General features: G+C 59.0%; 12 protein-coding genes and 1 tRNA gene. 5 read left to right on the plus strand and 8 right to left on the minus strand.

Annotated features, from left to right (window positions below; genetic code table 11):
* Positions 1–41: 41 nt before the first annotated feature.
* On the minus strand, positions 42–1,688 hold the full coding sequence (locus K3180_RS04420) for a peptide MFS transporter (RefSeq protein WP_221538469.1): 1,647 nt from the start codon (positions 1,686–1,688) through the stop codon (positions 42–44).
* Between the two features lie 214 nt (positions 1,689–1,902).
* Between K3180_RS04420 and K3180_RS04425 the strand changes: the two genes are divergently transcribed.
* From K3180_RS04425 to K3180_RS04435, 3 genes are all read left to right on the plus strand, one after another.
* A complete protein-coding gene (locus K3180_RS04425; protein ID WP_221538470.1) occupies positions 1,903–2,244 on the plus strand; it encodes a GntR family transcriptional regulator in 342 nt (113 codons plus the stop codon).
* 159 nt (positions 2,245–2,403) lie between these two features.
* Entirely contained in the window at positions 2,404–2,685 is a 282-nt protein-coding gene (locus tag K3180_RS04430) for an integration host factor subunit beta (RefSeq protein WP_221538471.1), read from the plus strand.
* Positions 2,686–2,755: 70 nt separating this feature from the next.
* A tRNA-Leu gene (locus tag K3180_RS04435) sits at positions 2,756–2,837 on the plus strand.
* Between the two features lie 106 nt (positions 2,838–2,943).
* Here K3180_RS04435 and K3180_RS04440 read toward each other — a convergent pair.
* Positions 2,944–3,741: a PRC-barrel domain-containing protein gene (locus tag K3180_RS04440; RefSeq protein ID WP_221538472.1), complete on the minus strand. Its 798-nt coding sequence runs from the start codon at positions 3,739–3,741 to the stop codon at positions 2,944–2,946.
* 107 nt (positions 3,742–3,848) lie between these two features.
* Positions 3,849–5,075 carry a S8 family serine peptidase gene (locus K3180_RS04445; protein ID WP_221538473.1) on the minus strand — a complete coding sequence of 409 codons (1,227 nt, stop codon included), beginning with the start codon at positions 5,073–5,075 and terminating at the stop codon, positions 3,849–3,851.
* Positions 5,076–5,204: 129 nt separating this feature from the next.
* On the opposite strand from K3180_RS04445, the gene K3180_RS04450 reads away from it, so the two are divergent.
* Both K3180_RS04450 and K3180_RS04455 read left to right on the plus strand, forming a co-directional pair.
* A complete protein-coding gene (locus tag K3180_RS04450) occupies positions 5,205–5,648 on the plus strand; it encodes an RNA polymerase sigma factor (RefSeq protein ID WP_247710311.1) in 444 nt (147 codons plus the stop codon).
* Positions 5,645–6,340, plus strand: coding sequence for an anti-sigma factor family protein (locus tag K3180_RS04455; protein WP_221538474.1), 696 nt, complete (start codon positions 5,645–5,647; stop codon positions 6,338–6,340). Before K3180_RS04450 ends, K3180_RS04455 begins: the two co-directional genes overlap by 4 nt.
* Before the next feature lie 118 nt (positions 6,341–6,458).
* Here the strand turns inward: K3180_RS04455 and K3180_RS04460 are convergent, their stop codons facing one another.
* The 5 genes from K3180_RS04460 to K3180_RS04480 form a co-directional block, all read right to left on the minus strand.
* Complete coding sequence (locus tag K3180_RS04460; RefSeq protein ID WP_221538475.1) at positions 6,459–6,803, minus strand: hypothetical protein; 345 nt, start codon at positions 6,801–6,803, stop codon at positions 6,459–6,461.
* 176 nt (positions 6,804–6,979) lie between these two features.
* A complete protein-coding gene (locus tag K3180_RS04465) occupies positions 6,980–7,792 on the minus strand; it encodes a hypothetical protein (protein ID WP_221538476.1) in 813 nt (270 codons plus the stop codon).
* A gap of 163 nt (positions 7,793–7,955) precedes the next feature.
* A complete protein-coding gene (locus tag K3180_RS04470) occupies positions 7,956–9,269 on the minus strand; it encodes a PepSY-associated TM helix domain-containing protein (RefSeq protein WP_221538477.1) in 1,314 nt (437 codons plus the stop codon).
* Positions 9,266–9,850, minus strand: coding sequence for a hypothetical protein (locus K3180_RS04475; RefSeq protein WP_221538478.1), 585 nt, complete (start codon positions 9,848–9,850; stop codon positions 9,266–9,268). The genes K3180_RS04470 and K3180_RS04475 overlap by 4 nt, the downstream gene beginning before the upstream one ends.
* Complete coding sequence (locus K3180_RS04480) at positions 9,850–11,955, minus strand: TonB-dependent siderophore receptor (protein WP_221538479.1); 2,106 nt, start codon at positions 11,953–11,955, stop codon at positions 9,850–9,852. The genes K3180_RS04475 and K3180_RS04480 overlap by 1 nt, the downstream gene beginning before the upstream one ends.
* Positions 11,956–12,359: the final 404 nt, after the last annotated feature.

Here is a 12,359-nt window from a genome sequence, read left to right on the forward strand (position 1 = left end):
GGTCGAGGAAAATCGCCTTTCGGACGATACCCCTCTTCTACTCAGGTGCGCGTCGTCGGGTGGACGCCGGCTTCCTGCGCTTCGAGACCGGCCTCGGCCTGACCTTCCAGATTGTCGTCGCGGATCGTGTCGAGATGCATCAGCTTCTTGATCAGCGGGCTGACGACCATCACGGCGACGCCGATACCGACTGCGTACCAGCCGACCGTGCTGTAAACACCGAGCACGACTTCCTTGCCGGATTCTTCCCCGACACCTTCCGCGCCTGTGGCGGAAGCGATCAGACCGGCAGCGAAGTTACCTGCGGCCGAGGCGAAGAACCACGTGCCCATTATGAGCGAAGCCATATGGGTCGGACTCAGGCGGTTCATGGCCGAAAGTCCGACGGGCGACAGGCACAGCTCACCAGTGGTGTGCAGCAGATAGATGAGGAAGATGAAAATGACCGGCGTGGGCACATTCACTCCGGCGCTTTCTGACCCCCAGACGAGGACGAGGAAGCCAAGACCCACCTGAATCACGGCTAGGCCGAACTTCAGCGGAGTGCTGGGCTCCTTACCCTTGCGTGCCAACCCCTGCCACAACATCGCGAATATCGGAGCCAGCAGCACGATATAGATCGCGTTGATCGACTGGAACATAGATGCATTCACGCCCTGCGTGTCGACATGACGATCGGTGAACAGGTTGAGCGACGAGCCCGCCTGCTCGAACAATGCCCAGAACACGATCGAAGTCAGGATGAGGAACATCGCGGCAAAGATGCGGTCCCGCTCTTCGCTGGGGAGCTTCGTGACAGCGGTGAACAGCACGAAGAGGACCAGACCACCACCGAAGATGCCCAGCACCACACCGACAAGTTCCTGATACTGGATCGCGGCCCAGCAGAGCGCAACCATGGCAAGACCGGCGCCGTAGATGGCCCATTCCTTGCCACCCTTGATCTTCGCCGGATCCTTGGGCTCGCCCTTGCCGAGAAGCAGGGGTTTGCCGATCACGAAGAACACGAGGCCGAGCAGCATGCCGAAACCGGCAAGGCCGAAGCCGTACTGCCAGCCATAGGTCTGACCGAGATAGCCGCAGATGATCGATGCGGTCGCCGCGCCGACGTTAATGCCCATGTAGAAGATGGTGTAGGCCGGATCGCGGCGCACGTCGGTGCGCGAATAAAGCTGGCCGACGATCACCGAGATGTTCGCCTTCAGGAAGCCCGAACCCACGATGATGAGGGCAAGCGCGAGCCAGAAGACGTTGATGATGGGATCGGCTTGGCCGCCGCTGCCTTCGAAGGCCATGAAGAAGTGGCCAAATGTCAGGAGTATTGCGCCAAACAGTACGGCTTTGCGCTGCCCGATATACTGGTCGGCAAGATAGCCGCCCACCACGGGAGTGATGTAAACTAGAGCAGTGTAGGCACCGTAGATGATCGATGCTTCGCTATCCGAGAACAGCCAGTGCTGTACGAGGTAAAAAATAAGCAGGGCGCGCATGCCGTAGTAGGAAAAGCGCTCCCACATTTCGGCCATGAACAAGAGAAACAACCCCTTGGGGTGTCCAATAACCTCTTCCTGCGGGCGCGTGATAAGCACCGTGCCGCCAATAAGAAATGCTGCAAGTGCGACCACTGCAACTCTGAAAGTCCACATTTCGAACGCTGAGTCGAATGTGAAGAACATGCCTTCGACCATAAGATTCCGGTGTCCCTCTGATATTATCCGGAAGGCCGCGCTGTTGCGCTGCTGCTCCCCTCGAAGGCGGGCACACTAGCGTCTCATGCGCTCATGTGAAGCATTAGTTACACTCGCGACCACATTGTAGCGATAGCATCTGTAAGGCCCGGGAACCTTGCGCGCAGCGCTGTATTATGGCACTGACGCACTATATGTTGTCCGGGAATTCTCAATGAGCAACCAGTCCAAACCGGTTTATCTCAAGCTGCGCGATATGATCGCCGCCGCGATCATCGACGGCCGCTACAAGGAAGGCGAAATGCTCCCGTCGGTACGGGCGCTGGCTGCCGAACAAGGGGCCAATCCGCTGACGGTTGCCAAGGCTTACCAGCAGTTCCAGAACGACGGGCTGGTCGAAGTCCAGCGCGGGGTCGGCATGTATGTCGCGAAAGGCGCCGCGTCGGAGTTGCGGCAAAGCGAACGCAAGGCGTTTCTCTCCGAAGAATGGCCCGAAATCCGCGAAAGGATGGAGCGCCTGGGAATCAACCCCGCCGAGCTTATTGCCGAAATCTAGATCTTCGGACTGTCCTGTGGCAGACTCAGACATTACGCATCTTGCGGAAATGGCGAACTTCTGCCAGTCAACGTGACCAGGGGCGTGCATACAACCGATCGGCAGGTCGGCTTGAACTAACGATGCGATCGCACATCAGCGATCCGGAGAGAGCGCAAAATGATCCGATCCGAACTTCTTGCTGCAATCGCGGAAGGCAATCCCGAACTGCGTGCCGAAGAGGTGGAGCAAGTCGTCGATATCTTCTTCGAAGAAATTTCGGAACGACTTTCGGAAGGCGGACGTGTGGAATTGCGCGGTTTCGGTGCCTTTTCCGTTCGCGACCGCCAAGCCCGCCAAGGTCGCAATCCCCGAACCGGCGAATTGGTGGACGTGCCGGCAAAGCGCGTGCCCTATTTCAAGCCGGGCAAGGAAATACGCGAGCGTCTGAACGAAAATTGATCGTGCATGGCGATGCGCTTCGCGATTGCGGCTTATCAATCAATTGACTAGGCACGCCGCTGGCCGGACAGCGGGTGTGGCGGAATGGTAGACGCCGGGGACTTAAAATCCCCTGAGCTTTGCTCGTGTGGGTTCGAGTCCCACCACCCGCACCGGTTCCAGGAAGGGCCGAAAATGCTCTCTTCGGGCCTGTCCTGAATCGAGCAGTGGCCGGACTGCCCACAGGGCAATCCGGCCGTATTCAAGTTTGTTTTCTGATTATTCGCCAGTATCGTTGCTGGCGCGGGCATCATTCGCTGTGGAACCGTCGACCCCGCCTGCTACCAGCGCATTTCCGCTGACAGCGAGGTTGCCGGCCGAAATCGTGGCCAGGCCATCACGGGTTTGGACCACCAATTCACGGATTTCGCCCGCTCGTGTCGCGACAATATCGCGCACGGTGCCCAGCTGCTCACCCGAGGGGAGCAAGACCGGCATGCCGGAGGTAACGCCGAAGGCGCCTTCACCTTCCGCAGAACCGCTACCGGCGACAGCAAGCATGGAATTGCTGATCGAACCGGCACCCGAGGCGGAGCCTCCGGCCGATCCGGTCGCGTTGCTCGTCAAACCGCGTGTCTTTGAAACGCTGTCGCGAACCTGTCCTACTGACTCTTGGGCTACGCCACGCACGGCATCCGTGCCGATCAGGCTGGCATTGGCGCTGCCGGAACCCGAAGCGCGGCCCGATCCGGTCGCGTTGCCGCCAGCGGAGCCGGTCGGGGTCTCGATAAGCTGGTTGGTCGTGCTGTCTAGGCCCGCGTCGAGCGAGCGGTCGACCGATACATCGCCCGATCGCCGGTCGACCTTTTGATCCCCGCGAGTGGCAGCATCGCCGCGCACGGTGCTTCTTGTGGCCGAACGCATTGTGTCGGTCGAGCCGCGAAGGGTCGAGTTAACGGTACCGTTGAGTGAACCGCTTACGCCGCCCAGAGCGCCACCACCACCTCCGAGAAGCTGGGCGTGGGCGGGGGCTGCAAAGATTGCGAAAGCCGAAGCTGCAAGCATAAGATGTTTCATGGTCGTTTCCTTTCTGCTTGCGGATGCTGAAATCGGGAGCATTGCATCCGCTCGAAAGGAAAACGGCCAGGGTAGTCCGCTTAATCCAAAATACTTCCGGAAATTTTCTATCGCCCGCGGCAACTACCGCAGACCAAGCCCCGCCCATAGACATCGTCGGGTCCTTTGCGACCGAGGTCTTCCGCCTCTCTATCAAGAGCGCCGCGCCAATTGCGTCCCGCGCCAAGCGCATGCGCCACACGTGCGGCAACCAATGGGGTGGCGAATGACGTTCCGCGTAGCCGGAAGCGCTTACCCTTCGCGTTAAGGCCACGAATGTCCGCCCCAGGTGCGGCATAATCCAGATGCAGCGCGCGTCCCGCTTCGATAAGTGCGCGACGTTTGCCGTCGACGGCGGTGACAGCGACCACACCGTCATAGGAGGCCGGAAAGGCGGGTGGCGCGGCGGGGCCATCATTGCCTACAGAAGCCACCACCACCACGCCCTTGCGCTGTGCGGCGGCGATCGCGCGTTCAAGTACAGCATTGCGCGGCCCGACCAGACTGATCGTAACGACCTTGCTCCCGCGTGCGATGAGCCAGCCGAGCCCTTTCACCATGGCCAGCGCGTTTCCACCGGCCTTATCGGTCCCATATACGTCCGCCACGCGGATTTCGTTCGCTCCTGCACTCGCCAGAAGCGAAGCAACCGCACTTCCATGATTGCTCGGATAGGGCGCGCCTTTCGCGAAGCCGCGCGTCTCGGCGACTGGTACGACTGCACCGGGCGCACCGTCAATCATCCCGACAGGTGCCGACTTGCCATGGGTGCTGCCTGCGGCAGAGGCGATGGCAAGTGCAGGACTTTCGGCCGTGCCCGATTGGAAGTGGAGGTGATCGGCTGAGATTTCAGCCTGGGGAAGAAGGCCGCGTAATTCCACTTCGGCCTCGGTCAGCGTCATGCCGTCGGGCGTACGCAGCCGCGCCACATAGAAATCCAGTCCTTCGACACGTTCGCGAGAAATGAGTGCGAAGCCGCTCCGCGCAAGGCGCTTTTCTAATTCGGGCCCAGCATCCATGACCAGCATTTCGCCGCGTCTTGCCGGCTCGCCCCGCGCGTCCAGCTCAATGATATTTCGATTGCGGCTGACCAGGCGATCGATCATGCGCAGACGTGCGCGAACGAGGTCATCTGCTTCCCTCCTAGCCGCCTCGGCAGTCCGGTCGACAGTCTCGCGCAGAGGCTGGATGACCTCCCCCACACCCGGGAGGCGCACACCGGGAAGCGAGATTTGCGCAGCCAAGGGGGCCGCAAACATCGCAGCCAAAGCGAATATGAGGGAAAAAATGCGCATCGGTATGTCGCCTATCGATTATTTCGCCTTAAGCATGGATGAAACGCGCAGGCACATTCGTTTAATCCCCGGAAGACAGAGATTCTGAGTACCTCTTTCGAATCCGACTTGCTTGACCTCTTGCCCCGGTTGCGTCGTTTCGCGGTCGGACTGGCAGGCAATGCATCGGACGGAGACGATCTCTGCCAGATGACAATCGAGCGCGCGCTCGCCAACCGCTCGAAATGGGCGAAGGGTACGCGCCTCGACAGCTGGATGTACCGGATCATGCGCAATATCTGGATCGATGAAGGCCGCAAGCAAACGCGTAGCCGCCAGACATTCGTAATCGAGGATGCCGGTTCAGGCGTTGGTGGAGACGGTGCGCAGGAAGCATCGGTCGAGCTTTCGAACATCGATCGCGCAATGCAGAAACTGCCCGAGGATCAGCGCGAGGCGGTGCTCCTGGTGATGGTCGAAGGCTATGCCTACAAGGAGGCTGCCGAGATCGTCGGCTGCCCCGTGGGGACGCTCAATTCGCGGCTGGTGCGTGGCCGCGACGCTTTGATGGGACTGCTCGGAGAAGTAGGATGACGATTACTCCCGAAGACATCGCAGCCTTTGCCGACGGCGAGTTGAGCGGCAAACGCAAGGCGGAGGTTGCGGCCGCAATCAACGCCGACCCCGACCTTGAACGCGAGGTCGAACGGCATCGCCAGCTAGGAAACATGCTGTCGCGGCATTTCGATCCTATCGCCGATCAAGCGATACCAGACCGGCTGGCGGAAATGCTTGCAAAGCCACAGCCTGCCGAAGTGGTCGATTTCGCCGCTGCAAGGGATAAGCGCGAAGCAGGACGCTCCATTCCTCGCTGGGGCTGGATTGCAGGCCCGGCGCTTGCCGCCTCGCTGGCACTGGCGATCTTCCTGCCCGGAACCGGCGAAACGCCCGGTTATGCCGACGGTGAACTGGCAGCGACGCTCGATCAGAGACTCGTGGCAGAACAGGATCCGAGCGCGGATATGCGCATCCTTCTGTCCTTCCGCGACGATACCGGCCAATTCTGCCGCGCATTCAGCGGCAGCGAGGGAGGCGGGATTGCCTGCCGCGACGACGAGGGCTGGAAGCTCGAGGTGCTTGGCGAAGGCAGTGAGGGAGGCGATGCCGAATATCGCATGGCAGGCGCCGGCGATGGAGACATCCTTGCCCTCGTCCAGGAACTCGCCGCAGGCCCTGCGCTCGACGCCGAGGCCGAGGCTGAGGCGAAGGCACGCGGCTGGCGCTGACTGACATTACGCAGCGAATTCAAGATTTGGGTGCAAAAAAGGAAGGACCGGTGGGACTTCCGGTCCTTCCTGGCGGATGGCCGTGCAGGGACGGTCACGGCCAAGGGAGTGGCAGGGTTCAGTCGACCACGATCACGCGGCCGAGGCGATAACCGCGCTCGGCCATTTCTTCGACATAGTGTTCGCGCTCTCCGCGCAGTTGGTGAGCATATTCTTCCCAGGCATCGCGCAGGTCTTCGACATCGCTGGCGCGGCGCAGATCGCTGGACAGTTCCTTTTGCGCCTCTGTCACGTCGATGCGATAATCGAACCAGAAGCGGTTCTCGATCCCGGCAATGGGATGAGTAATGATGCGCGCTTCCTCGTCACGTGCCATTTCTTCCTCATGAAGCATGGAGATTGCAGCGCTGGAAGCAGTGGCGAAGCCAAGGCCCAGCATTGGCAGGATAGCGAACTTCTTCATCTAGATACTCCTTCGTTGTGCGGCCCGTGGGACGCTTGAAAGAGAAACGGAAGGCTGGCGCAGTTTAATCCCGGGACCAAAAAATTTTCAGGTCATCAGGGCTGATTTTCATAGTGGCCTTCCTGCGAAGGCTTCGCTTTCGGTCCAGTGAAGAATGCGTTTCCGCTTCCGATCGCCTAAAATCCAAGACCCAGCCGCAACCCTACACGCGCATCGGGAGCATCCTTTGACAGTCCAGCGCTCCCGTCGAGGCCAAGACGGACCTGAGACGATAGATTGGTTCCAAGTCCGATCCCGATGTTTTGCCGATCGCCTATTTCGGCTGTCGCCGATTGTTCATAGCCATAAGCTAACGAAATCGAGGTGGATTCGCCGACCAGATAGTATGCTCCGGTCGTACCCGAGATGGTGTTCCTCACATCAAAGCCTTCTGGTTCACCAAGGATGGTATAGCCCACGCCAACGAAAGGGACTACTGCGCCCAACCGTTTGGAAATCTGGCCAGATGCGCCGAAATCCAATTTACCACTTCCAAGTCCCTTTCGGCGTGACGCGGTTGGCACTTTGACCGAGCTGGCAACCTGTGCGTCCAGGCCAGCGATCGGGAAAATATAAGCGCCCTGAATAAGTAGATCGCCCAGCCCTTCGCGGGTTGTTTCCCTTGTGGCAGACGTGGGTGTGGCAAACAGCGACGTACCCAGCAGCCCTCCATCACTGACAATCAAATCTTCCGGTGCAGTGGTAGAGACGTAAGGAAGCGATGCCGAAAACGTGAAGCGTCCCTTTGTCACAATGACCCCCGCTCCTATCGAAATCGTTTCGTAGTCGAGTTCGCCAAGATTTCCGGTAACGTAGTCGGTTGCGCCAACGAATTGCACATCAGTGACAGAGCCTGAACTTTCGTTTGAGTTGCCGGGATCTTCCTCGGCGAAAGATGGCGTCGAGATTCCAATCAGCATCAGAAGGCAATTTGCGGCGCGCACTGGCATATTTCTCCATCCCTAGAGACCTAACCAAAGGTCTTCACAGAAGAGGGAACGGATGGGCGGACACAAAGCATCCATCTGGAAAGCACGTCGTAGTGTAAGATGCTCCGAACAACTTGAACTTTGTTCGGGGCTATAAAGAGCACAGCAAGAGCGGGCAGAACCGCTAGCCCTGTGCCTTTGCAGGCGAAGCCCATTCAGCCGTTGATGCACCTGTTCCTCGAACAATGCAGACGCCGAGCGATATCAGGCAAACGAGCCAGAAGATCACCACGAAAGGCGCTTCATTGCCGACCAGAATACGCGCCGCCAGGGTCGCCGATAAGGCAAGCGGCACTCCGACAACCAGGCCCCACCATGCGGAGCGCAGCAGAGCGGATGGTACTCCGCGTCGCTCGCGCTTGTTCAGCCAAATAAATGTGCCGGTTGCGATGACCACGCTGAGCGCGATGCCGAACAGGATATAGGCGATCTTCACCGGCAATCCGCCATAATTCCCGAAATGCAGATTATAGGTCGATGCGGCGAGTTGCTGCCCGACCGTGCCATCTGCCATGCCCGCCGTGCCCTTGAAATGCCCTTGCGCATCAAAGGCATAGTATTCGCCGAAGATCAGGCGCTGCGAATGCAATCCGACGATCTGGATGTGCTGACCCACGGTCCCAGGATCGTGCAGGATGACGTAGGATGGGCGGATGTCCGGGAATTGGCTGGCCATATGGGCAAGCGCGGGAACCGTATTTGCAAGCGGTGCCTTGGTGGCGTCGGCTTCCGGTTCGCTCCCGAAGATCGGTGCGATGGCAGCCTCGCTATCGCCGGAATATGCGGTCGCTGCCATGCTGCCACCGCTTACATAGAAAAGGCCGATCATAGAGCCGGTCAAGGCAATCGCGATTGCGAATGGCAGCGTCCAAACCGCCAGGCGGTTGTGCCAGTCGACGGTCGAAACCTCGTCCCCGCGACGGGCCCTCAGGCGGAATGCGTCGCGAAAGATACGCGGATGCGCCAATACGCCGGAAATCGACAGGGCTACGATCATGGCACCGAAAGCACCAACCAGGGTCATCCCGATCGTCGCGGGCAGATTGAGCCGGTAATGCAGCGCGAGGACAAATTCCGCCCAGGCATTTTCCTCGGGCACGGCGATCTCGCCGTCACGATCGATGTGGAAGGCTTGGGTATCCGTAGTGATCGTCGTTCGCGGCAGCGCGGGCGTCGGCAGATGAACGAAGACATGCGTCGTGGTTGCCCGGTCGCTTTCGCTTTCAAGCACGTTTTCGATCGCACGCTGCACGGTGGGCGCGTCGATGGATGTCATTTCGGGCGCGGCCGGCTGCTCGATCCGTTGCCATTCTTCGTAAAGAACGATCGCCGTGCCGGTGACGCAGATGAGATAGAGCAGTGCACAACACAGGAGCCCAATCGAGGAGTGGGCCGACAGGCTACGCTGGACGATTCCGCTTTCTGCTTTGCCGTTCATGCTGTCATTCCCTGCGAAAGTAGAAGTGGAACGGAAATGGCCGCTACCCCGGCTATCAAGGCCAGCTGGTAAGAGCGTCTCTGCATCATCATGACCGCAAACGCCAGGACGGGCCAAGCCAATGGCACGACGCCAAGTACTGCAACATTCCCGTTCGCTTCGGCACCCCCCCCGATCAATATGAGTTCACGGATCGCCAGAGCGAGAGCCAGAGACGCGAAAAGACACAATGGGCCGGCGACGAGAAACGTGACGCCTGCACCCCATTTCGACATTTTCCCACCCGCAATTTCGCCATTCTGATTGCGCAATATCCGCTTTGCGCTGCGGCGCCTTGCGCTGGGTTGTGAAGCCGCAACAAGTAGTAGCGCCCCGGCAGCCGTCATCGCTCCGAGGGAAACCACAGATACGCCCCACGCGCCGGCACCTGCTCCCCCACATATGATGGCGAGACCCAAAAGGCTCCATCCGATCAGGTTAAGCTCGGACGAGCGTGTGGCACGACCCCAGGAAAGGCGTAATACGCCAATCCCGGTAATCGCGAGGCAGGTGCCCAGCCAGATGTAGACCTGATTCCCCATCAGAAGTTGTAGGTGAGCGCGCCGTTGATGCTGCGCTTTTCGCCGGGGAAGCAATCGCCGCGAACGAGGCAGACAGAGTAATACTCCTCGTTCGTGACATTGCGTGCGGTCACCCGCAATTCGAACGGACCGAAATCATAGCCTGCGGACAGGTCGCCAACCGTTCGGCCGTCAACGCGATAGGTCAGCAGGCTGCCGTCGATCGCCGAAAGACCGCTGCTTTCATTGCCGCCGACATAGCGCACGCCGCCGCCCAGGCTGAGTCCCTCCAGCGCACCCGAAAAGGAATAGAGCGCGAACAGCGAAGCCTGCCAGTCGGCAATCGAAGTCAGGCGGAGGCCGTTGGGATCTTCGGCATCGAGATAGCTTACATTGCCATCGAGCCGGAGGCCGCCAAGGAATGCGTTAGCTTCCAGTTCCACGCCGCGGACCTTTGAAACACCTTCCTGCTGGCTGTTGCCCCCGACCAAAGAATTGGGATTGGGAAGATTGGAAACCTCGATGTCGAACGCGCTCATAGTGACGAGAGCATTTACGCCGGGCGGCTGATATTTGACGCCGACTTCATACTGACGGCCCTCTTGCGGGAGAAGCTGCTTGTTCGTGATCGTATCGACGCCGACGACGGGTTCGAAACTCTCCGCATAGCTGGCGTAAGGCGAGATACCTTCCGGGCCGCGCCACAGAATGCCGAAGCTGAGACTGGTTGCGTCATCTTTCTGCGTGCTGCCATTCTGCACGCGGTTGGTCACATCATCGAAGCGAATGCCAGCATTGGCGACAAAATCGCCGAAGCTCATCTGGTTGGATATGTAGAAGCCCGTGGAGTCTACATAATTCTTGGGACCGTCGCCCTTGAACTGCTCGACTTCGGCAACCGTCGGTACATCCAAATATTGGGGATTGAACGCGTTGAGGGTGCGGTAGGCATACAGATAAGCCGTATCGGAATCCGTGAAGACGTTCTGATGCTGGACCCCGGCCAGAAGTTCATGTTCTATCGGTCCTGTGGCGAAGTCGGCCCGCGCGCGCACGTCGAACGCCAATTGCTCGCTGCGGTTATCGGCCAGGTAGAAGGTCCAGCCACCGTTGCCATCGGCATCGATGCGCGGCACGCCATTGCCAGTGAAGGCTATCCAAGCCTGGCGGTAATCTGCCTGAGTATCGAGATAGCGCCCTATACCTTCGATAGAGATTGCTTCGCTGATTTGCTGTTCCGCGATCAGTGTGAGGGCAAAGCTTTCAGTATTGTAAGCGTTGAACCCGGGTGCACCGTGATAGACATATGGATCTATTTCCTGTCCGTCTGCGGAGGGGAACAACGTGCCCGTGACCGGCAGGAACTGGTGCGCAGTATCGGAATCCTGGTCTGAATAATTGGCAAGAATCGTGATTTCCGTGCCCGGCGCGGGCCGGGCAGTGAATGCCGGGGCGATCACCAGCTTATCGTCAGCCACTTCCTCAATCTGCGTATCCGAATCGCGCAAAAGGCCTACGAAGCGGAATTGCGCACTGTCTTCGGCGCCGGGAATGGCGATGTTGAAATCCGTTGCAATCTGCTTTCGGTCGAAGCTGCCATAATCCAGCCGGACCTCGCCTTCGGTTGTGCCGTGCGGGCGCTTTGTCACAACGTTGATGATCCCGCCAGGCGATCCTGCCCCGTAAAGGACGGATGCCGGACCTTTCAGCACTTCGACCTGCTCCAATGTGTAAATGTCCTGGCGCGTGTTGTTGTAGAAGCCGAACAGATACTGAAGGTTGTCGCGGTATTCCGGTGCATCGAGGCCGCGTACCTGGGCAAAATCGCCCCGGGTCGAGAAGCCGAAAGGCTCTGCGGTAACGCCGGCAGAGTAGGTCAGGACATCGTCGAGCGACTGCGACCCTTTAACCACGAAGTCGCGTTCCGTCTCGATAGAGATCGAACGCGCGGTTTCCACGATCGGGGTATCAGATTTGGTGGCGCCAAAATCGGTCAGGGCCCCGGTTACGACAATTGTATGCTCGTCTCGTTCATCGGAGCCCCCGGTCTGGGCTTCCTGTGCAAATGCGGGTGTTGCGGTCAGTACGGCGAGCGGCGCTGTTGTGGCTAAAAGCGAAAGCCTCATCTCAATTTATCCCTGTCTTCTTATTCACGAGTCGCGTGATGCGACCTTGCCGGCCTCCGCTATTGCGAATGAGTAGCATTTACAACCCCTGAGTTGGCAGATAGCTTTCAACATATGAGTAAGGAGGATGAGGAATGGTCCGGGAAGTGTGCAGAGATTATGCCGAGACCATCTTTGTACGCCTGTTCAGGCTTTGGGAGATGGAGAGGCATGGATCCGCGAATGCTGCTGCTCAAAAGATCTCTCCGCCGATGAACGGGTACTTCTTGGCATCGTAAAAGTAGCCGCTCATCTCGAACCCGGCAGCGGTTCCACCGATATTCCTCACGGCCTCCCGGGCTCAATCCATTGGGCAGTGCTGGCTGTTAGACGAGCTTTCGACTTCTTTGACCGGGATATCGCCC

Source organism: Qipengyuania huizhouensis (assembly GCF_019711635.1).
GTDB lineage: Bacteria > Pseudomonadota > Alphaproteobacteria > Sphingomonadales > Sphingomonadaceae > Qipengyuania > Qipengyuania huizhouensis.

Excerpts from the sequence above, each read along its gene's own strand:
- K3180_RS04440 (WP_221538472.1), bottom strand. The coding sequence starts at position 3,741 with ATGAAACATCTTATGCTTGCAGCTTCGGCTTTCGCAATCTTTGCAGCC.
- K3180_RS04470 (WP_221538477.1), bottom strand. The coding sequence starts at position 9,269 with ATGAACGGCAAAGCAGAAAGCGGAATCGTCCAGCGTAGCCTGTCGGCC.
- K3180_RS04475 (WP_221538478.1), bottom strand. The coding sequence starts at position 9,850 with ATGGGGAATCAGGTCTACATCTGGCTGGGCACCTGCCTCGCGATTACC.
- K3180_RS04430 (WP_221538471.1), top strand. The coding sequence starts at position 2,404 with ATGATCCGATCCGAACTTCTTGCTGCAATCGCGGAAGGCAATCCCGAA.
- K3180_RS04465 (WP_221538476.1), bottom strand. The coding sequence starts at position 7,792 with ATGCCAGTGCGCGCCGCAAATTGCCTTCTGATGCTGATTGGAATCTCG.
- K3180_RS04425 (WP_221538470.1), top strand. The coding sequence starts at position 1,903 with ATGAGCAACCAGTCCAAACCGGTTTATCTCAAGCTGCGCGATATGATC.
- K3180_RS04445 (WP_221538473.1), bottom strand. The coding sequence starts at position 5,075 with ATGCGCATTTTTTCCCTCATATTCGCTTTGGCTGCGATGTTTGCGGCC.
- K3180_RS04455 (WP_221538474.1), top strand. The coding sequence starts at position 5,645 with ATGACGATTACTCCCGAAGACATCGCAGCCTTTGCCGACGGCGAGTTG.
- K3180_RS04480 (WP_221538479.1), bottom strand. The coding sequence starts at position 11,955 with ATGAGGCTTTCGCTTTTAGCCACAACAGCGCCGCTCGCCGTACTGACC.
- K3180_RS04460 (WP_221538475.1), bottom strand. The coding sequence starts at position 6,803 with ATGAAGAAGTTCGCTATCCTGCCAATGCTGGGCCTTGGCTTCGCCACT.
- K3180_RS04420 (WP_221538469.1), bottom strand. The coding sequence starts at position 1,688 with ATGGTCGAAGGCATGTTCTTCACATTCGACTCAGCGTTCGAAATGTGG.